Here is a 21023-nt window from a genome sequence, read left to right as displayed (position 1 = left end):
GCTCAGCTGTCCCGGTCGACGGACCGGCCAGCGGCACCGGCGGACCGCTCGGCACCGGCGGGCCCGTCGCCACCGCCGGCCCCGGAGGGCCCGTCGTCGGCGTCGGAGAGCCCGTCGTCGGCCGCTGGCCCGGCGGGCCGGTCGTCGGCCGCCGGGACGCCCGGTGCGTCGGGCAGCACCCCGCTTTCCCGGTACGCGGTGAACTGTTCCTCGTCAACCACCCGGTACCCCCGCCGGCGGTGGGGCCGTCGGGGACCCCTTCCCGGTGGCGGCGAGGTCGACCTGGGAGACGTCGCTGCCCGCCCCGTCGGTGACCGGAACGGCCGCGGGGACGTCGAGCGGGACCAGGTACTCGCGAGGGCCCCGCACCCGCAGGAAGTAGATCAAGGCACCGAGGAAGACCAGGCCGGCGGTCCACACGTTGAGCCGGAGACCGAGGATGCGGTTCGCCTCGTCGGTGCGCATCAGCTCGATCCAGAACCGGCCTGCGGTGTAGCCCATCACGTAGAGCGCGAAGGCCCGGCCGCGTCCCAGCTTGAACCGCCGGTCCAGGGCGAACACCAGGCCGGCGACGCCGAGGTTCCACAGCGCCTCGTAGGCGAACGTCGGATGGTAGAGGCCGGGTTCCAGGATGGGCTGGTTGGCGTCGTCGCGCAGCGCGTGGCCCGGGTTGTCCGGGTCCATCCGGTGGATCTGGAGGCCCCACGGCAGGTCGGTCCGCCCGCCGTACAGCTCGTTGTTGAACCAGTTGCCCAGCCGACCCACCGCCTGGGCCAGCGGCAGACCCGGGGCCAGCGCGTCGGCCACCACCGTCAGCGGAATGCCGAGCTGCCGGGCGGCGATCCAGGCGCCGATCGCGCCACCGGCCACCGCCCCCCAGATGCCGAGACCGCCCTCCCAGATGGCGAACGCCTTCCACGGGTCACCGCCGGTGCCGAAGTACTTCTCGGGTGAGGTGACGACGTGGTAGATCCGGGCACCGATGATGCCGGTCGGGACCGCCCACACCGCGATGTCGAGCACCGCACCGGGGGCGACGCCCCGCTGGCGCAGCCGGTGCTCGGTCACCAGGCAGGCGACCACGATGCCGACGACGATGCAGAGGGCGTACGCCCGCAGCGGGACCGGCCCGAGCTGCCAGACGGCGGTGCTCGGGCTGGGCAGCGCCGCCAGGGGCGTCATCGAGACGAGGGTCACGGGTGCACAGGCTACCGCTGCGGACGCCCGCCGTGGCACCCCGGTCCGGTCAGACCCGCCACCGGACCACGCCACCCCGGCGCAACCCGGTCGGCCCGTCGCCCGACGGATGCCACCCGTGCGGCGAAATGGCGGCATTCCGCCGCAGCGGACACCGCCGTTCCACTCCCACCGAGCCGATCAACCCGAGCCGTCGACCAACCCGGGCCGTCCCGCACCTCGGCGACGGACGGCGGGGTGGAACGGGCCGGCGGGTCAGCGGGCCGGGTTACGCACACCCTCGGCGAGCTCGGCGGAGAGGGTACGCAGGGCGGCCAGCCCCGCATCGAGGTCCGACGCGTCCAGCAGCCGACGGATCAGCGCGCTGCCCACGATCACCCCGTCGGCGTACCCGGAGACGGTGGCCGCCTGCGCCCCGGTGCCGACACCCAGCCCCACCCCGACGGGCAGTTCGGTCGCCTCCCGCACCCGGGACACCAGCACCGGCGCGGCGTCGGAGGTCTGCGACCGGGCCCCGGTGACCCCCATGATGGCGGTGGCGTAGACGAAGCCCCGGCAGTGCTCGACGGTCATCCGCAGCCGGGCGTCGGTCGACGACGGGGAGACCAGGAACGTCCGGTCCAGGCCGTACGCGTCCGAGGCGGCCAGCCACTCGCCGGCCTCCTCGGGGATCAGGTCCGGGGTGATCAGGCCGGTGCCGCCGGCGGCGGCCAGGTCCCTGGCGAACGCGTCCACCCCGTACTGCTCGATCGGGTTCCAGTAGGTCATGGTGACCACGGGCGCGCCGGTGGCCGCGACCGCCTCGACGATGCGCAGCGTGTCGGCGGTGCGGACGCCACCGGCCAGGGCGATGTCGCTGGCCTTCTGGATCACCGGCCCGTCCATCACCGGGTCGGAGTAGGGGATCTCCACCTCGATGACGTCCACCCCGGCCTCGACCATCGCGGTCATCGCGGCGATGCTGCCGTCGACGGTGGGGAACCCGGCCGGCATGCAGCCGACCAGGACGGCCCGACCGTCGGCACGGGCCTTGTCGAAGGCCACCCCGATCCGGCTCACGGTCTCACTGCTCCTTGTCGAGGATGCCGAAGTACTCACCGGCGGTGTGCACGTCCTTGTCGCCCCGACCGGAGAGGTTGACCACCAGGACCGGCTCCCGGCCCAGCTCGGCGGCCAGCTGCGGGGCGACCTGCACCGCGCCGGCCAGCGCGTGCGCGCTCTCGATCGCCGGGATGATCCCCTCGGTACGGCAGAGCAGCTCGAACGCGGCCATCGCCTCGGCGTCGGTCACCGGCAGGTAGCGGGCCCGGCCGGTGTCGTGCAGCCAGGCGTGCTCCGGGCCGACCCCGGGGTAGTCCAGCCCGGCGGAGATCGAGTGCGACTCGACGGTCTGGCCGTCGGCGTCCTGGAGCACGTAGGTGCGGGCGCCGTGCAGCACCCCGGGGGTGCCGCCGGTGATGCTGGCGGCGTGCCGGTCGGTCTCCACGCCCTCGCCACCGGCCTCGAAGCCGTACAGCCGCACGTCGGTGTCGGGGACGAACGCGTGGAAGATGCCCAGCGCGTTGGAGCCGCCGCCGACGCAGGCCATCACCGCGTCGGGCAGCCCGCCGGTGAGGTCGAGGCACTGCCGGCGGGCCTCGTCGCCGATGCCGCGCACGAAGTCCCGGACCAGCTCCGGGAACGGGTGCGGGCCGGCGGCGGTGCCGATCAGGTAGTGGGTGTCGTCGACGTTGGCGACCCAGTCCCGCATCGCCTCGTTCATCGCGTCCTTGAGGGTCCGCGAGCCGGTGGTCACCGGGATCACTGTCGCGCCGAGCATCCGCATCCGGGCCACGTTGAGCGCCTGCCGCTCGGTGTCGACCTCACCCATGTAGACCACACAGTCGAGGTCGAACAGGGCGGCGGCGGTGGCGGTGGCCACCCCGTGCTGGCCGGCGCCGGTCTCGGCGATCACCCGCCGCTTGCCCATCCGCCTGGTGAGCAGCGCCTGGCCCAGCACGTTGCGCACCTTGTGCGCGCCGGTGTGGTTGAGGTCCTCCCGCTTGAGCAGCACCCGGGCACCGACCTTGGCGGAGAACCGCTCGGCGGGGTACAGCAGTGAGGGGGTGCCGGCGTAGTCGCGCAGCAGGGCGTCGAACTCGGCGAGGAACTCCTCGTCGGTCATCGCCTTGCGGTATGCGGCGTCCAGCTCGTCGAGCGCCGCGACCAGCGCCTCGGGGACGAAGCGACCACCGAAACGGCCGAAGTGACCGGCGGAGTCGGGGAACCGCCCGGCCGCCTCCCCGGCGCTCATGCCGCCGCTCCCCGGCCGGTCGCGCGCCGACGCACCGTCGCGTCGCCGGTGACGGATCGCTCGTTCATCGCGATGTCCTCTCGCTGCGCGGATCTGCCCGTCGGGTCAGCGCGCCGGGCGGGGCGTCGCCGGGTGGTTCCCGGCGTTGACCAGCTCGGCGACCGCCTCGCGGGGGCTCTTCTGGGTGACCAGCCCCTCGCCCACCAGGACGGCGTCGGCGCCGGCCGAGGCGTACCGGATCAGGTCGTGCGGACCCCGCACCCCCGACTCGGCGATCTTGACGACGCTGCTGGGCAGGCCGGGGGCGATCCGCTCGAACACCGACCGGTCGACCTCCAGGGTACGCAGGTCACGGGCGTTGACCCCGATCACCTGCGCGCCGGCCTCCAGGGCCCGGTCGGCCTCCTCCTCGGTGTGCACCTCGACCAGCGCGCACATGCCGAGCGACTCGATCCGCTCCAGCAGGCCGACCAGGGCGTTCTGCTCCAGCGCGGCGACGATCAGCAGCACCAGGTCGGCACCGTGCGCCCGCGCCTCGTGCACCTGGTAGCTGGAGACCACGAAGTCCTTGCGCAGGACCGGCACCTGCACGGCGGCCCGGACGGCGGCCAGGTCGTCGAGGGAACCGCCGAACCAGCGCCCCTCGGTCAGCACACTGATCGCCCGCGCGCCGCCGGAGGCGTACTCCCCGGCCAGCTCGGCCGGGTCGGCGATCTCGGCCAGCCGGCCCCGGCTCGGCGAGGAACGCTTCACCTCGGCGATCACCGCCACGCCGGGCTTACGCAGGGCCGCGTACGCGTCCAGCGGTGGCGGCGCGGCGGCGGCCAGTTCGCGCAGCCGCTCCAACGGAAGCTGCTCCTGCCGCCGGGCCACGTCCTCGCGGACGCCGGCCAGGATCTCGTCGAGCACGCTTGCGGACGCCGCCGATCCGGCCCCGTCCCCCTCTGCGTGCGCATGCTCAGCAGTCACCAACGGACTCCCCTCTCCGGGTGTCATGGGCCGATGCTAGGGGGCGCCACCTGGCGACAGTCGCCGGGGGTATGGCGCTCCTCACGAGATGGGCTGTGGCATGATGCCGGACCTCCGGTGAACGGAATGTCACGCAGCGCCACCGGGCCCGTCGGTGGGTGTCATCGACACCCGTCGTCCGGGACACCCCGGACCATCGATCGATGCCCATACGCTATGAGATCACGTCCGGGCCCGGAGCGCAGCTCGGCCGGTCCGGCCGGACGGCTGTGACCAAGCTCAAGACCGGCCCTGCCACGCAGGTGGGGGCCGTTGACCGGGCCGTCACCCGGGCGAAACGTGAGCCCGGCAGCATCGGTGTCGGGCAGACTCGACGATGCGCCTGCCCACCATCGGATCTCATCGTGCGGGGTGACCTATGAGCACTGCGGGGCCGAACGCCGGCATCGGACTCACCACCATCTCCCGGACCGTCGCGGCGCTGGCCGTCGAGGTGGTGCACACCGTCGAACGCGTCGTGGTGGGCGAGGGCCGGGTGCGTACCGCCCGGGGCAACGCCTGGGAGGCGGTCTGCGCCGACCGGGCCCGCGCCGACCAGCGCGCCACCCTGGACCGGCTGGTCGCCGAGCTGGCCACCCGGGACCGGCAGGCCGCCCGCACGCCCCAGCCGGTCAGCTGACCGTCGGGTCCTCACCCCGGTCGAGCGCGTCCCACGCCTCCCGGTTGCCCCCCTCCGCGATCGGCCGGCCACCCGGCCGGGCCGGCCCGTCGGCGCGCACCGGCCGCTCGTAGCGGGCGCCCATCGCCGGCCAGGTCGCGCCACGCCGCGCGGTGAACAGCCCACCGCCGGCCGCCACCAGCCCGCCGAGCAGGCAGAGCGCCGGCCACTGCCGGTGCGCCCCGACACCGCCGGTGGCGACCAGCCCGTAGCCGCCGCCGGCCGCGACCGCCAGGCCGAGCAGCGCGACCAGGCCACCCAGCAGCCGTCGCACCCGCCCCCGGGTGGCCAGCACCGCGCCGCCGCCGGCCAACGCGACGAGCGCCAACGCCGACAGCCACGGCAGCAGGTCCGCCCCGGACCGCTCCTGCCGGCTCGGCGGCAGCGCACCCCGGGCGAGCACCTCCACCGACCAGGTCCGGGTCGCCGCCCAGGCCGCCAGGCCCGCGCCGGCCAGGCAGAGCAGCACCGCGTACGTCAGCTCGCGCCGGCCGGTCGACGGGCCGTCGGTCGCCGTCGTCGCGGTGGCCCCGGCGTCGCTCACCGCGCCGGTCGCAGGGTCTCGGCGGCGGCGATCGCGGCCAGCACGGCGGCGGCCTTGTTCCGGGTCTCCTGGTCCTCGGCGGCCGGCTCGGAATCGGCCACCACCCCCGCCCCGGCCTGCACGTACGCCCGGCCGTCGCGGATCAGCGCGGTCCGGATCGCGATCGCCATGTCGAGGTCGCCGCCGAACCCGAAGTAGCCCACGGTGCCGCCGTAGAGCCCCCGGCGCACCGGCTCCAACCCCTCGATGATCTCCATGGCCCGCACCTTCGGGGCCCCGGACAGGGTGCCGGCGGGGAAGGTCGCGGCCAGCGCGTCGAACGCCGTCCGGTCGTCGCGCAGGGTGCCCACCACGGTGGAGACGATGTGCATCACGTGGCTGTACCGCTCGATGGTGGCGAACTCCGGCACCTGCACGGTGCCCGGCCGGCAGACCCGACCCAGGTCGTTGCGGCCCAGGTCGACGAGCATCACGTGCTCGGCGCGTTCCTTCGGGTCGGCCAGCAGCTCGGTGGCGAGCCGGGCGTCGGCGACCGGGGTGGCCCCGCGCGGCCGGGTGCCGGCGATCGGGTGCAGCATCGCCCGCCGCTGCCCGTCGGCGTCGGTGTTGACCTTGAGGTGCGCTTCCGGGGACGAGCCGACGATGTCGAACCCGTCGAAGCGGAGCAGGTACATGTACGGGCTCGGGTTGGTCGTGCGCAGCACCCGGTAGACGTCGAGCGGGTCGGCGTCGGTGGCCCGCTCGAACCGCTGGGCCAGCACGATCTGGAAGCACTCGCCGGCCCGGATCGCCTCCTTGGCCGCCTCGACCGCCTTGGGGTAGCCGCCGTCCGGGGTGCGGCTGACCACGTCACCGGCCGGCGGCCGGCCCACCGTCGAGATCATCGGCGGAATCGGTCGGGACAGCGCGGTGGTCATCGCGTCGAGCCGCCCCACCGCGTGGTGGTAGGCGGCGGTGACCCGCTCGGCCCGGTCCGGGTCGTCCAGCGGCGGCAGGACCGCGTTGGCGACCAGGATCGCCGAGCCGTCGTAGTGGTCGAGCACCACCAGGTCGGTGGCGAGCATCATGCCCAGCTCCGGCACCCCGAGGTCGTCCTCGGTCAGCTCGGGCAGCCGCTCGAACCGGCGGATCAGGTCGTACCCCAGGTAGCCGACCATGCCGCCGGTCAGCGGCGGCAGGCCGGCGGCCGGGTCCGGCGTCCCGCCGGCGAGCGCCGCGACGGTCTCCCGCAGCACGTGCACCGGGTCGCCGGAGACCGGCACGCCGGCCGGCGGGGTGCCGGTCCACTGCGCGACACCGTCCCGTTCGACCAGGGTGGCGCTGCTGCGCACCCCGATGAACGAGTACCGCGACCAGGCCATCCCGGCGGAGCCCACGCCCTGCTCGGCGGACTCCAGCAGGAAGGTGCCCGGCCCACCGGCCAGCTTGCGGTAAACCCCCACCGGGGTCTCCGCGTCGGCCAGCAGCCGACGGGTCACCGGCACCACCCGCCACCGGGCCGCCGCCTCGACGAAGCCCGCCAGGTCGGGGCTGAGCGCACCGTCGGTCACGGTCGGACCCCCTGCACCACCGGGAGTTCGGTGAAGAAGCAGGTGCGCTCGCCGGTGTGGCAGGCCGCGCCGACCTGGTCCACGCCGACCAGCAGCGCGTCGCCGTCGCAGTCCAGGGCGACCGAGCGGACGTACTGGTGGTGGCCGGAGGTGGCGCCCTTGACCCAGTACTCCTGCCGGCTGCGCGACCAGTAGGTGGCCCGGCCGGTGGTGAGGGTGCGGTGCAGCGCCTCGTCGTCCATCCAGGCGACCATCAGCACCTCACCGGTGTCGTGCTGGCGCACGACTGCGGCGACCAGGCCGTCCGGGGTGCGGCGCAGCCGGGCGGCGACGGCCGGGTCGAGACGGGAGGGGCGGACCGCGCCGCCGGGTCCGCCGTCGCGGGGGGAAGATTCAGGTACGGGCACAGTTACCGATTGTCTCGCACCCGGCGCGGGCACCTGCGGGGCGTCCCCGACCGCCCGGGACAGCTGAGCGACGTACCGCTCCAGCCGACCGTCGCACAGGGCGCGGGCGAGGTCCGGGCCGGCGGTCTCGGCGACCCGGTCGGCGTACGGGCGCACCAGCGGGAGCACCCCGCTGACCAGGCGGGCGGCAGCGACACCGACCTCGACGGTGCCGCCGGGGCGTACCCCCAGGCAGAGCAGCATGTCGTCGCGGTAGCCAGCCGGCGCGACCGGCAGGTCCAGGGCGGCGGCGAAGGCGGCCCGGCGGGACGCCACCCGCACCCCCGGGTTGGCCGGGCGCAGCACGGACGGGCAGAGCCGGGCCAGGTCGGCGGCGGCCAGCCGGACGCCGAGCGGGTCGTCGGCGGCGAGCGCCCCGGCCACCTTGCCGAGGGTGGCCACCAACTCCTCCAGGCGGGGCTGGTCGGCGGGCTGGCAGAGCACCGGCAGGTCGATCCGGCGACGCCAGGTCGGGTCGGCCCAGAGCAGCCGGGTGGGGGTGGTCACCGGCAGCCCGAACGCCCAGTCGGCGGGTTCGCCGAGCCGGTCGACCCAGGTGCGGACGTCCCGGGCGGCCACCGACACGTGCACGATCCGCCCGTCGACCTCGGCCAGGTAGGCCCGGCGGGCGTCGTACGGCGTCCCGGTCGGCCACCGGCCGCGGGTGGAGCCGGCCGGTGGGTCGACCGGGCCGGTCGTCGCGCCGCACCGCGCGCCGCCCGCCCGGCCCGACGGCCCCACCGGCGCGGACCGGCCCGCCGCACAGGGCTGCCCGGGTGCCACAGGCGGGGTCGACGCGCGGCACGGACCGGGCCCGCCCGACGTCGTCACCGGGGTGGGCCCGGTCGTGCTCACCAGGACGTCGAGGTCGACGTCGCTGTACGCGGTGGCGGCCCGCCGGGCGTGGCTGCCCCGCAGCAGGATCCCGACCACCGGGCGCTCGGCGGACGCGCGCAGCCGGTCGGTCCAGTCGGCCAGGAAGGCGGCCTCCGGCAACGGAGCGTGATCCACCGCGCCATCGTGCCGTAGGCCCGATCGGGGCGCAATGCCCGAAGGCGGACTTCCTGTCCGGTCCGAAGGCTGACGCCCGGTCCGAAGCCAAGTGTCCGAAGATGTCGATCGATGGGCTAGTGCCCGACCGTCCGCATCCCGGCCGCCGGATACCGCTCGCCGGCCACCGCGTCGACGGGGACCGCCTCCCGCAGCCGGGCCTGCTGGTCGGCGGTGAGCCGCAGGTCGGCGGCGGCGGCGTTCTCCTCCAGGTAGCGGACCCGCTTGGTGCCGGGGATCGGCAGCACGTCCTCGCCCTGGGCGAGCAGCCAGGCCAGGGCGGCCTGGGCCGGGGTGCAGCCGATCTCCTCGGCCACCGCCCGGACGGCGGCCACCAGCCGCAGGTTGGCGTCGAGGCTGTCCGCCGCGAAGCGGGGTGCCGCCGCCCGCCAGTCACCCTCGGTGAGCTGGTCCCGGCCGGTGATCGCCCCGGTGAGCAGCCCTCGGCCGACCGGCGAGTACGCCACCAGCGCCACCCCGAGCTCCCGGCAGGTGTCCAGCATCTCCCCCTCGACGTCCCTGGTGAACAGGGAGTACTCCATCTGCACGGCCGCGATCGGGTGCACCGCGTGGGCCGTGCGCAGCGTCGCCGGGCTGACCTCCGACAGGCCGAGCAGGCGTACCTTGCCCGCCGCGACCAGCCCGGCCATCGCCGTGACGGTCTCCTCGATCGGGGTGCCCGGGTCCCGGCGGTGCAGGTAGTACAGGTCGATGGTGTCCACGCCGAGCCGGCCGAGGGAGGCGTCGCAGGCTTCGCGGGCCCAGCCGGCGCTGCTGTCGACGTACGCTCCGGAGCCGTCGGCGTGCGGCCGGTTGCCGAACTTGGTGGCCAGGAAGACCTCGTCGCGGCGGGCCCGCACCACCGGGGCGAGCAGCCGCTCGTTGGCGCCGAAGCCGTACATGTCGGCGGTGTCGAGGTGGTTGACGCCCAGGTCGAGGGCGCGGTGCAGGGTACGCGTCGACTCGGCGTCGTCCTGCCCGCCGTAGGCGAAGCTCATGCCCATGCAGCCCAGTCCGATGGCGGACACCTCCGGGCCGTTGGCCCCGATCCGTCGACGGATCATCGTCCCTCCCCCTGGCGACGGCACGTGTCGATCCCGTGGTTACGCACTTCGAGTCCTCCTTCAGTGGGTCCGCCCGGGTCAGTACCCCGACCGGTGCGCCTCGAACAGCCCCGGCCGCAGGGGTGTTGCGCGGCGGCGGATAATTCAACTACCGTTGATTTCAACAAGCGATGAGTTAATGGGAGGTGGGCGATGGACCAGGCCATCGCCGTCCGCGACCTCGTCGTCGACCGGGGTCGACGACGGGTGCTGGACGGCATCGGGTGCACGGTGCCGCGCGGCACGGTCACCGGGCTGCTCGGCCCGAGCGGCAGCGGCAAGACCACCCTGATGCGGGCCGTCGTCGGGGTGCAGACGATCAGCTCCGGCACCGTCACCGTGCTCGGCCATCCGGCCGGCGCGGCCGAACTACGCCACCGGGTCGGCTACCTGACCCAGGCCCCCAGCGTCTACGCCGACCTGACCGTCCGCGAGAACGCCCGCTACTTCGCCACCCTCCAGGGGCGCAGCGCCGCCGACGCCGACGCGGCAGTCACCGACGTCGGCCTGGCCACCGCCGCCGGCCAGCTCGTCGGCACCCTCTCCGGCGGGCAACGCAGCCGGGCCTCGCTGGCCTGCGCGCTGGTCGGTGAGCCGGAACTGGTCGTCCTCGACGAACCCACCGTCGGGCAGGACCCGGTGCTGCGGGCCGACCTGTGGGCCCGGTTCCACGCCCTCGCCGCCGCCGGCACCACCCTGCTGGTGTCCAGCCACGTGATGGACGAGGCGGCCCGCTGCGACCGGCTGCTGCTGATCCGCCACGGCCGGCTGATCGCCGACGACACCCCCGACGCGGTCCGCGCCGCCACCGGGGTGGACGACCTGGAGGAGGCGTTCCTGCGGCTGATCCGGGCCGGCGGGGCCGACCCGGCGGGCACCGGGGAGGCGGCGTGAACCCGACGATCCTGGCCGCCACCACCGGCCGCATCCTGCGTCAGCTGCGGCACGACCGGCGTACGGTGGCGCTGCTGGTGGTGGTGCCGACGGTGCTGCTCACCCTGGTCTACTTCATGTACGCCGACCAGCCGGCCCCGCCCGGTGCGCCGTCCCCCTTCGACCGGGTGGCCCTGGTGATGCTGGGCTTCTTCCCGTTCATCATCATGTTCCTGGTGACCAGCATCGCGATGCTCCGGGAACGCACCAGCGGGACGCTGGAGCGGCTGCTCACCACCCCGCTGGGCAAGCTCGACCTGCTGTTCGGCTACGGCATCGCGTTCGGGTTGGCCGGGGTGGTGCAGTCGACCGTCGCCGCCGCCGCGGCGTACCGGCTGCTCGGGTTGACCACCGCCGGATCGGCCGGGCTGGTCGTGCTGATCGCCGCGGTCAACGCGGTGCTGGCCGTCGCGCTCGGGCTGTTCTGCAGCGCCTTCGCCCGCACCGAGTTCCAGGCGGTGCAGTTCATGCCGGTCGTGGTCGCCCCGCAACTGCTGCTGTGCGGGCTGTTCGTGCCCCGCGACCAGATGGCCGGCTGGCTCCAGGCGGTCAGCGACGTGCTGCCCCTGTCGTACGCGGTGGAGGCCCTCCAGGAGGTCGGCGCGCACTCCGCACCGACCGGCCTGATGTGGCGGGACGTGTCGATCGTGGCCGGCGCGGCGGTGCTGGCCCTGGTGCTGGCGGCGGCGACCCTGCGCCGGCGCAGCGGGTGAGCCCGGTGGCCCGACGCACCGGTCGACGCCCCGGCAACCAGGACACCCGGGAGGCGATCCTCGCCGCCGCCCGGTCGGCGTTCGCCGAGCGCGGCTTCGACGCGGCCTCGATCCGGCAGATCGCCGCCGCCGCCGGGGTCGATCCGGCCCTGGTCCACCACTACTTCGGCAGCAAGGAGGAGCTGTTCCGGGCCACCGTCGACATCCCGATCGACCCGGCCGTGCTGCTGCCCGCCGTGCTGGCCGGCGACCCGGACGGGATCGGGGAGCGGCTCGTGCGCACGTTCCTCGGCGTCTGGGACTCGCCGGCCGGTGGGGCGGCGGTGGCCCTGCTGCGCTCGGCGACCAGGAGCGAGTGGACGGCCCGGCTGATGCGCGAGTTCCTGACCACCCAGGTGCTGCGCCGGGTGCTCGACCAGCTCGACCTGGACCCGGCGGAGCTGCCGCTACGCGGCGGGCTGGTCGCCACCCAGATGATCGGGCTGGCCATGATGCGCTACGTCATCCGCCTCGAACCGGTCGCCTCCGCCACCGCCGACACCCTGGCCGCCACCCTCGGCCCCACCATCCACCGCTACCTCACCGCCCCCCTCCCCCACTCCCCCACCGAACCTCCCGCCGCGCCTCCCACGCCTCCCGCCGCGCCTCGCACACCTCCCGCTGCGCCTCCCACGCCTCCCGCTGCGCCCCGGTGATCAAGAGGTTTGCGTCATGTCGGGAGATCGAATTGGCGCAAACCTCTTGATCACCGGGGCGGGACGGGGTGGGTGGGTGGGTGGAGGCGGGACGGGGGTGGGGTGGGGGTGGCGGGGCTAGTCGCGGTCGGGCCGGGTGTTGGCGGGATGGCGGTGCGGACGGGAGTGGGGGTGGGCGGCGGAGCGGGTGCAGAGCAGCGGGTGCAGCAGCCGGGACAGCTCCGCCAGGTCGGTCACCGGGTGCGGGAACGGCAGGCGGGCGCGACGCCTGTCGCCGGGGCCGCCGAGTGCCACGACCAGCCCGTACCGGTCGAGGCGGACCACCCGGGGTTCACCGTCGGCCAGACCGAGCCGGCGGCGCAGGTACGCCGTCACCTGCGGCCCGTGGTGGTCGGCGAGGTCGGCCAGCAGGGCGGCCTCGTCGGGGTGCACCGGGTCCGGTTCGGCGGCGGCGTACTCACCCGGGTCGACCCGGTGCACCACGCCGGCGGTGTCCAGCCGGGCCTCGGCCACCTCGAAGCGGTGCAGCCGGAACCGGCTCCCGACGTCGAGCAGGTCGCCGGTGGGGTCCACGGCGGCGAAGTCGACGGCCGCCCGACGGGCCGGGTCACCGGTCAGCGGCACCGCCCAGCCGGACACCCAGGCCCGGCCGGCCGACGGCGCACCGGCGGCCGGGGGCAGGTCGAGCACGTCGAGCACCACGGCGACGTCCCGCGCGGCGGCCGGGTCCAGCTCGGCGGCGAGGTCGCTGAAGACCGGGACGAGCAGCAGCACCCGCCCCTCCGCGTCGGTGGCGTGCCGGACGTGGAACGGGCCGGGCCGGTGGGCGAGGTGCACCAGGCCGGGTAACCGACCGGCCACCAGGGTACGAATCAGCTCAGCAGGGGTCGGAGCCACGGGCACCTCCGATAAAGGTTAGCCTTACCTAACCCGCAGAGTAGAGCACCCGGGCGACCACGTCCACCAGATGTGACTCCTACCGGTGGGCAACAGGTGGTTCAGCGGGTCTGCTCCAACCACGACGCGTAGAGCAGGGCGTACACCGAGTCGGGATCACGCAGCAGCTCCTCGTGCGGGCCCCGCTGGACGATCCGACCCCGGTCCACCACCACCACCTCGTCGGCGGCCTGCGCGGTGGACAACCGGTGCGCGATCGCCAGCGTCGTACGCCCCCGGGTCACCGCGTCCAGGGTGCGTTGCAGGCGTACCTCGGTGGCCGGGTCGACCGCGCTGGTCGCCTCGTCCAGCACCAGCAGGTCCGGATCGGCCACGTACGCGCGGGCCAACGCCACCAGCTGCCGTTCCCCGACGCTCAACGCCTCCCCCCGCTCCCCCACCGCAGTGGCCAGTCCGCCGGGCAGGCCGTCCAACCAGTCGGCCAGGCCCAGCTCGGTGAAGGCGGCCGTCAACTCCGCATCGGTCAGCTCGGGACGGGCGAAACGGACGTTCTCCCCGACCGTGGCGTCGAACAGGAACCCGTCCTGCGGCACCATCACCACCCGGGAACGCAGCGAGTCGAACCGCACCTCGTCAAGCGGCACCCCGGACAGCAGCACCTGCCCCTGCGTCGGGTCCATCAGCCGGGTGAGCAGCTTGGCGAAGGTGGTCTTGCCGCTGCCGGTCTCACCGACCACCGCCACCCGGCTCTTCGCCGCGATGTCCAGGGTGACGCCGTGCAGCACCGGCGGCCCACCCGGATAGGCGAACGTCACGTCGGCGAAGCGGATGTCCAACGGGCCGGCCGGCAGGTCCCGGCCCTGCTCCCCCGGATCGGCCACGTCCGGCGTGAGGTCGAGCACGTCGAGCACCCGCCGCCAGCCGGCGATCGCGTTCTGCGCCTCGTTGAGCACCTCGGTGGCGATCTGCACCGGCTGGATGAACAGGGTGACCAGGAACAGGAACGCGGTGAGCTGGCCGACCGACAGCGTCCGGTCCACCCCCAGCGACACCCCGACCACCACCACCCCGGCCAGCGCCACCCCGGCCGCCAACTCCCCCACCGAGCTGCCCATGATGCTGATCCGGATGGCCCGCTGCTGGGCCAACCGCTGCCCCTCGATCGCCGCGTCCAACCGTCGGGCCGTCCGCCCGGAAACCCCGTACGCCCGGATCACCGGCGCACCCACCACACTCTCGGCGATCGTGCCGAGCAACGTGCCCGTCCGCTGCCGGACCACCCCGTAGGCCCCGGCCAGCCGACGCTGCAACAACCTGATGATCATGACCGCCGGCGCGAAGGCGACCAGCACCACCAGCGTCAACTGCCAGGAGTACGCCAGCATCACCGCCGTGGTGACCGCGAGCTGGCCCAGGTTGACGATGAGGATGACCCCGCCCCACTGGAGGAACTGGGTGATCTGGTCGACGTCGCTGGTCACCCGGGAGACCAGCGACCCGCGCCGCTCCGACTGCTGGTGCAGCATCGACAGGTCGTGCACGTGCCGGAACGCCCTGGTCCGGACGTTGGCCAGTGCAGTCTCGCTGACGGTGAACAGCCGCCGCATCATCAGGTAACCGCAGACGGTGGTGAGCACCAGGACCGCCGCCGTGGCGGTGACCACCGTGACGATCACCCCGAGATCCGGCCCGTCGGGGACGGCGATCCCCTGGTCGATGCCGCGCTGCACCGCCACCGGCACGGCCACCCGGCCGACCATGTAGACCAGCGCCAACGCCAACGTGCCGGCCAACCCGGTACGCAGCTCCGGCGAGAGCGCCAACCCCCGCCGCAACGTCTGCCAGGTCCCCTCGGTCCGCTCGACCGGCTCGTCCCCGCCACCCTCGCCCACCGACGTCGACCTTCCGTTCCCGACTGCGGGGCTCCGCTGCGCTGCACTCCTCGCGCTCACCGGATTGCCTTTCCGTTCGCGACTGCGGGGCTCCGCTGCGCTCACCGGTCCACCTCGATTTCCAGGCCCGACGGCAGCGGGGCGACCTCGTCGTACGTCCGGTTCTGTTCGCGTTCCTGTTCGGCCTGCTCGTAGGCGGTGACCAGGTCGACGTAGCCGGGCACGGTGGCCAGCAGCTCGGTGTGGGTGCCCCGGGCCAGCACCCGGCCCTGCTCCAGATAGATCACCTCGTCGGCGAGCGCGATGGTGGCCCGCCGGTACGCCACCACCAGGATCGACGCGGCGGCCGGCTGCCCGGGTGCCGGGCCGCGCAGCCCGGCCAGGATGGCCGCCTCGACCCGGGGGTCGACCGCGCTGGTGGCGTCGTCGAGCACCAGTAACCGGGGCCGGCCGGCCAGCGCGCGGGCCAGGGTGAGGCGTTGCCGCTGGCCGCCGGAGAGCGAGGTGCCCCGCTCACCGACCATCGTGTCCAGCCCGTCGGGGAGGGCGGCGACGAAGCCGTCGGCCTCGGCCAGCCGCAGCGCCGCCCAGACGTCCTCGTCGTCGATGCCCGGCCGGTCCAGGCTGATGTTGGCCCGGACGGTGTCGTCGAAGACGAACGGCACCTGGGCGACCAGCGCGGCGGTCGAGGCGAGCGACGCGGCGGTGAGCCGGCGCACGTCCACCCCGTCGACGGTGACCGTGCCGGAGTCCGGGTCGACCAGCCGGACCGCCAGCGAGGCGATGGTGGACTTGCCGGCGCCGGTCGGCCCGACCAGCGCCACCGTCCGCCCGGCGGGCACGGTGAAGGCGACCTCGCCGAGCACGGACGTGCCGGGCAGGTGCGCCTCGGCGGGCTCGTAGCCGAAGTGGACACCGTCGAAGGCGAGGGTCGCCGGGCCGGCGGCGTCGTCGTCGAGGGTGACCTCGCCGTAGGGCATCTCACCGGTGGCGTCGAGCACCCGGCTGACCCGGTCCCACCCGGCCACGCTGCGCGGCAGCTCGGCCAGCACCCAACCGATCGCCCGCACCGGGAAGGCCAGCACGGTGAAGAGGAAGGCGACGCTGACGAGTTCGGTGACGGTGATCGCGCCCTGCCGCAGCCGGATCGTGCCGACCACCAGCACGGCCAGGGTGCCGAGGCTGGGCAGCGTCTCCAGCAGCGGGTCGAAGACGCCGCGCAGCCGGCCGACGGAGATCAGCGAGTCCCGCAGCTCCCGGGCCCGGCCGGCGAACCGGGCGGTCTCCTGGGCCTCCCGGCCCATGGTCTTGACCACCAGCGCGCCGTCGAAGCTCTCGTGGGCGATGCCGCTGACCTCGGCCCGCAGCCGCTGGGCGCGGGCCTGGCGGGGGGCCATCCGGCGGGAGTAGACCACGTTGAGCGCGAACAGGGCGGGGAACACTGCCAGCCCGACCAGGGCGAGCGCCCAGTCGGTGACGAACAGCGAGCCGACCGCGCCGACCAGCATCACCAGCGTGCCGACCGCGAACGGCAGCGGCGCGATCGGGTACCAGGCCGCCTCGACGTCGGAGTTGGCGTTGGACAACAACGTGCCGGTGGCGTTGCGGTGGTGCCAGGCCAGCGGCAGGTCCAGGTAGCGGCGGGTGACCCGGCGACGGTAGGCGGCCTGGAGACGGAACTGCATGTAACCGGCCCCGAGCCGACGGCCGAAGATGCCGACCACCCGCAGCACGCTGATCCCGAACAGCGCCACGGCGGCCAGGGCCACCGTGCCGGTGCCGACCTCGCCGGCCTCGACCGCCGGCACCACCACGTCGCCGACGACCGCGCCGACCACGTACGCGCTGGCGATCACCAACCCGCCGAAGAGCACGCTGCCGGCGACCGCGACCGCGAAGATGCGCGGTTGTTCCCGGATCGCCCGGCCGAGGACCCACAACCCCCGGCGGATCACGTCCCGACTCGTCCCGCTCGCCACGCTCTCCCCCGCCGTAAGCCGCAATTATCTCCCTTATCCTTACCGGTCCCGGCCACCGCCGCCGCCCGGCGGCCTATGTCCACCGTCACGTCCCGGCCGCGCCCGCGACCGGGCCCGACTGGCCTACCGCAACCGGGCCCGGCTGGTCTCCCGCCGCGCCGATGGCGGCCCGCCGACCTACGATCGCTGCATGCCGCGGTACGCCCGAGCGGAGCGCGAGGCGCTCGCCGACCTGATGCTGGAAGTGGGCCCGGACGCCCCCACGATCAACGAGGGGTGGACCGCCCGGGATCTCGCCGCCCACCTGGTGGTGCGGGAGCGCCGCCCCGACGCCGCCGGCGGCATCCTGCTGCCACCCCTGCACGGGTACGCCGAGCGGGTGCGGCTGCGGGTCGCCGCCCGCCCCTGGCCGGACCTGGTCGCACAGGTGCGCCGGCCCCCGGTGTGGAGCCCGGTCAGCAACCCGCTGACCGACGAGCTGGCCAACACGATGGAGTTCTTCATCCACCACGAGGACGTCCGGCGGGCCCGCCCGGGCTGGCACCCCCGGGACCTCCCGGCGGGGCTGGCCGACCGGCTGTGGAAGCCGGTGGCCCTGCTGACCCGCACCCGGGCCCGGCGTTTCCCGGCGGACCTGCTGGTGCAGGCCCCCGGCCACGGCGAGCTGACCGCGGGGCGGGGCGGTGACCGGGTACGCCTGGTCGGGCCCCCCGGTGAGCTGGTGCTCTTCCTGTCCGGCCGGCAGCGGGTGGCCCGGGTCCAGCTCGACGGCCCACCGGCGCTGACCGAACGGCTGCGCACGGCCGCGCTGGGGTTGTGAGCCCGACCGCGCGCCGGGTTCCCACCGGCGCGGACACCCTGCGCGGCCGGTTGATCACGTGAAGCACTGAAGGACGTCGCTCTTGGCGACAGGGGTGGAATCGGTCACCCCGGCCGCTTCAGTAACGACCAGTGTCGATCTCCTTGCCGTACTCTCCGGCGACGCCGCTCGTGGGGGGTGGCCGACTGGGGACGCCATGCGAAGCTTCGACGTCTCGGCGCTGTACGAGCCACCGTTCGTCAGCCGCCGGCACGTCGCCACCGACCGGGTGGCGGCGGAGAGTCTGGAGTGGGCCCGCCGGCACGGCCTGGTCGGGGGCGGCCCGTCGGCCTCCCGGCTGCACCGGGCCGGCGCGGCCGAACTGGCCGGACGCGCCTGCCCGCAGGCGTCGGTGCCCCGGCTGCGCCTGCTCACCGACCTGTTCTCCTGGCTGTTCGTGATGGACGACGTCTGCGACGACGACGGCCTGGGCAGCGCGCCGGCCACCCTCGCGCCGACGGTCACCGCGCTGCTGGACGTCCTCGACCGGCACGGCGGCCCGGCCGGCACGGCGGCCTGGTGCGTCACTCCGACGGCGGACGCCACTCCGACGGCGGGCGGCCACGGCGGGCCGGCCGGCGACGGTGCGCCCCGGGCCGACCGGGACACCCCGGCCGGGGCGCTCGGCGTCGCCCTGGCCGACCTGTGCCGGCGGGTGCTCGACCAGCGCCGGCCCACGCTGTTGCTGCGGCTGGTGAGCCAACTGCGGGAGTACCTGCTGGCGCTGCTGTGGGAGGCCGCCAACCGGGAGCGCCGACGGGTCCCCGGGCTCGCCGAGTACCGCCAGATGCGCCGGCACACCGGCGGCGTACGCCCCAGCCTCACCCTGACCGACCTGGCGTACGGACGGCCGCCCGGCCCGGCCCGGCGGGTCGACCCGGCGCTCGTCGCGTTGGACGACCTCGCCGTCGACCTGGTCTGCTGGTGTAACGACCTGTTCTCCTACCGCAAGGAACGGGACGCGGTGGCCGACCCGCACAACCTGGTGACGGTCCTGGCCGCGCAGCACGGGCGGGACGAGGCGTCGGCCTTCCAACTGGCCGCCGGCTGGTTCAACGACGGGCTGGCCGGCTACCTGGTGCGGGAGGCGGCGCTCGTCGCACACGCCGGGCCGGCGGTGACCCCCTACCTGGCGGCCCGCCGCGCGTGGCTGCGCGCCACCTACGACTGGTCGATGCGGGCGGACCGGTACGCCACCCCGCCCGGGGCGTCCGCCGGGACTCAGCCGCCTCACAGGTTCGAGGGCTAGCCGATGCCCGGGTGCAGGCAATACTCTTCGGTAACCGCAGAGCGACGTGACCCTCGTCACGTCATCCACCCCCGAAGGCGGCAACCTCGATGGCTCTCGATGTCCCATACCGTTCCATCCCCGATATGTTCCGCAAGCGGGTGGCCGCCACCCCCGACCAACGTGCCTTCGCCCACCCGGCGGCGGACGACTCGGGGCCGGTCTGGTTGACCTGGGCGCAGGTCGGCCGGCGGGCCGACGCGGTCGCCGCCGGCCTACACGGGCTCGGGGTCGGGCTGGAGGACCCGGTGGCGATCCTGGCCAACACCCGGCTGGAGTGGATCCTCGCCGACTTCGGCATCATGTGCGCGGGCGGCGCGACCACCACCGTCTACCCGACCACCGAGCCGCAGGACGCGACATACATCATCGCCGACTCCGGCTCCCGGGTGCTGTTCGCCGAGAACCCGGTCCAGGCGGCGAAGGTGGCCGGCGCGCAGCTTCCCGCGCTGACCCACGTGGTGCTCTTCGACGGCACCCCCGACCCGACCGCCGCCGTGCCCCAGCTGACCCTGGCCGAGTTGGAGGAGCAGGGCGCGCGGGCGCTCGCCGCCGACCCGGGCCTGGTGGACCGGCTGATCGCCCCGGTCGGCCCCGAGCACCTGGCCACCCTGATCTACACCTCGGGCACCACCGGCCGGCCCAAGGGGGTCGAGCTGCTGCACGGCGGCTGGTGCTGGGAGGGGGTGGTGCAGGCCGAGACGGGCCTGCTGCGCGACGACGACGTGCACTACCTCTGGCTGCCGCTGTCGCACTCGTTCGGCAAGACGCTGCTCTGCGGCTCGACGCACGTCGGGCTGCCCACCTACGTCGACGGCCGGGTGGACAAGCTCGTCGACCTGCTCGGGGTGATCCGCCCGACGCTGATGTGCGGCGCCCCCCGGGTCTACGAGAAGATCTACAACAAGGCGGTCACCACCGCCCAGGACGCCGGGGGCGTCAAGGCGAAGATCTTCGCCTGGGGGGTCGCGGTCGGCAAGCAGAAGGTCGCCCTGGAGCAGGCCGGCCGGCCGGTGCCCGGCGGCCTGAAGCTGCGGTACGCGCTGGCCGAGAAGCTGGTGTTCAGCAAGCTCCAGGCCCGCCTCGGCGGCCGGATCAGGGTGCTCGTCTCGGGCGCGGCCCCGCTGAGCGCCGAGATCGCCACCTTCTTCGCCGCAGCCAACCTGCCGATCTCCGAGGGGTACGGCCTGACCGAGACCAGCGCCGGCAACTTCATCAACCCGCCCGACGGGCTGCGGATCGGCACGGTCGGCCGGGCGATGGGCGACCTGGAGTGCCGGATCGACACCGACGGGGAGATCCTGGTCCGCGGCCGGCCGGTGATGCGCGGCTACCACAACCTGCCCGAGGAGACCGCCGCCGCGTTCACCGAGGACGGCTTCTTCCGTACCGGTGACATCGGCAGCCTCGACGACGACGGCTACCTGCGCGTCACCGACCGCAAGAAGGACCTGGTCAAGACGTCCGGCGGCAAGTACATCGCGCCGTCGCACATCGAGGGCCTGTTCAAGGCCATCTGCCCGTACACCTCGCAGGCGATCGTCATCGGCCAGGCCCGCAACTACTGCACCATGCTGGTCAGCCTGGACCCGGACGCGATCCGGGACTGGGCGGCGGGCGGCCCGCTCCAGGGGCGTGACTACGCCGAGATCGTCGCCTCGCCCGAGGCCCGCGCGATGGTCGAGGAGCACGTGGCCCAGCTCAACACCAGGCTCAACCGCTGGGAGACGATCAAGAAGGTGACCGTGCTGTCCCGGGACCTGACCATCGAGGACGGCGAGATGACCCCCTCGCTGAAGATCAAGCGGCGCGGTGTGGAGAGCAACTTCGCCGCCGAGATCGACCGGATGTACGCGGGCAGCCTCGCCGAGATCTGACCCCCCGCCGACCGGCCGGT

The 21023-nt window shown here is 74.3% G+C and carries 17 protein-coding genes and 2 pseudogenes; 7 read left to right on the top strand and 12 right to left on the bottom strand.

Annotation, left to right across the window (positions count from 1 at the left end; translation table 11 throughout):
- Positions 1-2: 2 nt before the first annotated feature.
- The 4 genes and pseudogenes from lgt to trpC form a co-directional block, all read right to left on the bottom strand.
- Positions 3-1197, bottom strand: a pseudogene (lgt, locus tag ACWCHM_RS05440) (prolipoprotein diacylglyceryl transferase).
- A 255-nt stretch (positions 1198-1452) separates the two neighbouring features.
- A complete protein-coding gene (gene trpA, locus ACWCHM_RS05435) occupies positions 1453-2256 on the bottom strand; it encodes a tryptophan synthase subunit alpha (protein WP_204959228.1) in 804 nt (267 codons plus the stop codon).
- Positions 2257-2260: 4 nt separating this feature from the next.
- Positions 2261-3490 carry a tryptophan synthase subunit beta gene (gene trpB, locus ACWCHM_RS05430; RefSeq protein ID WP_454221635.1) on the bottom strand — a complete coding sequence of 410 codons (1230 nt, stop codon included), beginning with the start codon at positions 3488-3490 and terminating at the stop codon, positions 2261-2263.
- Positions 3491-3595: 105 nt separating this feature from the next.
- Positions 3596-4399 (bottom strand): indole-3-glycerol phosphate synthase TrpC, encoded by an 804-nt coding sequence (gene trpC / locus ACWCHM_RS05425; protein WP_176738808.1) that lies wholly within the window; start codon positions 4397-4399, stop codon positions 3596-3598.
- A gap of 478 nt (positions 4400-4877) precedes the next feature.
- Here trpC and ACWCHM_RS05420 point away from each other — a divergent pair, with 478 nt between their 5' ends.
- Positions 4878-5138, top strand: a complete 261-nt coding sequence (locus ACWCHM_RS05420) for a hypothetical protein (protein WP_204959230.1) — start codon at positions 4878-4880, stop codon at positions 5136-5138.
- On the opposite strand, the gene ACWCHM_RS05415 is transcribed toward ACWCHM_RS05420, so the two are convergent.
- From ACWCHM_RS05415 to ACWCHM_RS05395, 5 genes and pseudogenes are all read right to left on the bottom strand, one after another.
- Positions 5131-5721 (bottom strand): Trp biosynthesis-associated membrane protein, encoded by a 591-nt coding sequence (locus ACWCHM_RS05415; RefSeq protein ID WP_204959231.1) that lies wholly within the window; start codon positions 5719-5721, stop codon positions 5131-5133. The genes ACWCHM_RS05420 and ACWCHM_RS05415 overlap by 8 nt on opposite strands.
- On the bottom strand, positions 5718-7271 hold the full coding sequence (locus ACWCHM_RS05410; protein WP_204959232.1) for an anthranilate synthase component I: 1554 nt from the start codon (positions 7269-7271) through the stop codon (positions 5718-5720). Before ACWCHM_RS05410 ends, ACWCHM_RS05415 begins: the two co-directional genes overlap by 4 nt.
- Positions 7268-7711 (bottom strand): phosphoribosyl-AMP cyclohydrolase, encoded by a 444-nt coding sequence (hisI, locus tag ACWCHM_RS05405; protein ID WP_372445994.1) that lies wholly within the window; start codon positions 7709-7711, stop codon positions 7268-7270. Before hisI ends, ACWCHM_RS05410 begins: the two co-directional genes overlap by 4 nt.
- Positions 7712-7837: 126 nt before the next feature.
- Positions 7838-8161: pseudogene (locus tag ACWCHM_RS05400) on the bottom strand (phosphoribosyl-AMP cyclohydrolase); the annotation flags it as partial.
- A 683-nt stretch (positions 8162-8844) separates the two neighbouring features.
- Positions 8845-9831 (bottom strand): aldo/keto reductase, encoded by a 987-nt coding sequence (locus tag ACWCHM_RS05395; RefSeq protein ID WP_204959234.1) that lies wholly within the window; start codon positions 9829-9831, stop codon positions 8845-8847.
- A gap of 192 nt (positions 9832-10023) precedes the next feature.
- Here ACWCHM_RS05395 and ACWCHM_RS05390 point away from each other — a divergent pair, with 192 nt between their 5' ends.
- From ACWCHM_RS05390 to ACWCHM_RS05380, 3 genes are read left to right on the top strand one after another with little or no spacing between them, the layout of a single operon-like run.
- Positions 10024-10764 (top strand): ABC transporter ATP-binding protein, encoded by a 741-nt coding sequence (locus ACWCHM_RS05390; RefSeq protein ID WP_421487795.1) that lies wholly within the window; start codon positions 10024-10026, stop codon positions 10762-10764.
- The gene (locus tag ACWCHM_RS05385) at positions 10761-11516 is read left to right on the top strand and encodes an ABC transporter permease (RefSeq protein WP_454221634.1); all 756 of its coding nucleotides are present in this window, start codon (positions 10761-10763) and stop codon (positions 11514-11516) included. The genes ACWCHM_RS05390 and ACWCHM_RS05385 overlap by 4 nt, the downstream gene beginning before the upstream one ends.
- Before the next feature lie 5 nt (positions 11517-11521).
- Positions 11522-12211, top strand: coding sequence for a TetR/AcrR family transcriptional regulator (locus ACWCHM_RS05380; RefSeq protein ID WP_281895633.1), 690 nt, complete (start codon positions 11522-11524; stop codon positions 12209-12211).
- A gap of 117 nt (positions 12212-12328) precedes the next feature.
- Here the strand turns inward: ACWCHM_RS05380 and ACWCHM_RS05375 are convergent, their stop codons facing one another.
- The 3 genes from ACWCHM_RS05375 to ACWCHM_RS05365 all read right to left on the bottom strand — a co-directional run bounded on the left by ACWCHM_RS05375 (position 12329) and on the right by ACWCHM_RS05365 (position 16979).
- On the bottom strand, positions 12329-13108 hold the full coding sequence (locus ACWCHM_RS05375) for a DUF2470 domain-containing protein (protein WP_204959631.1): 780 nt from the start codon (positions 13106-13108) through the stop codon (positions 12329-12331).
- A 101-nt stretch (positions 13109-13209) separates the two neighbouring features.
- The gene (locus tag ACWCHM_RS05370) at positions 13210-15000 is read right to left on the bottom strand and encodes an ABC transporter ATP-binding protein (RefSeq protein WP_204959238.1); all 1791 of its coding nucleotides are present in this window, start codon (positions 14998-15000) and stop codon (positions 13210-13212) included.
- Between the two features lie 101 nt (positions 15001-15101).
- Positions 15102-16979: an ABC transporter ATP-binding protein gene (locus ACWCHM_RS05365; protein WP_454221633.1), complete on the bottom strand. Its 1878-nt coding sequence runs from the start codon at positions 16977-16979 to the stop codon at positions 15102-15104.
- 190 nt (positions 16980-17169) lie between these two features.
- Here ACWCHM_RS05365 and ACWCHM_RS05360 point away from each other — a divergent pair, with 190 nt between their 5' ends.
- The 3 genes from ACWCHM_RS05360 to ACWCHM_RS05350 all read left to right on the top strand — a co-directional run bounded on the left by ACWCHM_RS05360 (position 17170) and on the right by ACWCHM_RS05350 (position 21003).
- Positions 17170-17799: a TIGR03085 family metal-binding protein gene (locus ACWCHM_RS05360; protein ID WP_421487794.1), complete on the top strand. Its 630-nt coding sequence runs from the start codon at positions 17170-17172 to the stop codon at positions 17797-17799.
- Positions 17800-17995: 196 nt separating this feature from the next.
- Entirely contained in the window at positions 17996-19087 is a 1092-nt protein-coding gene (locus tag ACWCHM_RS05355; protein ID WP_204959241.1) for a terpene synthase family protein, read from the top strand.
- 89 nt (positions 19088-19176) lie between these two features.
- Positions 19177-21003 (top strand): AMP-dependent synthetase/ligase, encoded by a 1827-nt coding sequence (locus tag ACWCHM_RS05350; protein WP_281895625.1) that lies wholly within the window; start codon positions 19177-19179, stop codon positions 21001-21003.
- The last annotated feature ends 20 nt before the right edge of the window (positions 21004-21023 follow it).

The organism is Micromonospora sp. SCSIO 07396 (assembly GCF_053667945.1).
Note: the sequence above shows the minus strand (reverse complement) of the source record. Positions and strands in the feature narration are given on the sequence as shown.

Excerpts from the sequence above, each read along its gene's own strand:
- trpB (WP_454221635.1), bottom strand. The coding sequence starts at position 3,490 with ATGAGCGCCGGGGAGGCGGCCGGGCGGTTCCCCGACTCCGCCGGTCAC.
- ACWCHM_RS05420 (WP_204959230.1), top strand. The coding sequence starts at position 4,878 with ATGAGCACTGCGGGGCCGAACGCCGGCATCGGACTCACCACCATCTCC.
- ACWCHM_RS05395 (WP_204959234.1), bottom strand. The coding sequence starts at position 9,831 with ATGATCCGTCGACGGATCGGGGCCAACGGCCCGGAGGTGTCCGCCATC.
- ACWCHM_RS05390 (WP_421487795.1), top strand. The coding sequence starts at position 10,024 with ATGGACCAGGCCATCGCCGTCCGCGACCTCGTCGTCGACCGGGGTCGA.
- ACWCHM_RS05360 (WP_421487794.1), top strand. The coding sequence starts at position 17,170 with ATGCCGCGGTACGCCCGAGCGGAGCGCGAGGCGCTCGCCGACCTGATG.
- ACWCHM_RS05355 (WP_204959241.1), top strand. The coding sequence starts at position 17,996 with ATGCGAAGCTTCGACGTCTCGGCGCTGTACGAGCCACCGTTCGTCAGC.
- ACWCHM_RS05350 (WP_281895625.1), top strand. The coding sequence starts at position 19,177 with ATGGCTCTCGATGTCCCATACCGTTCCATCCCCGATATGTTCCGCAAG.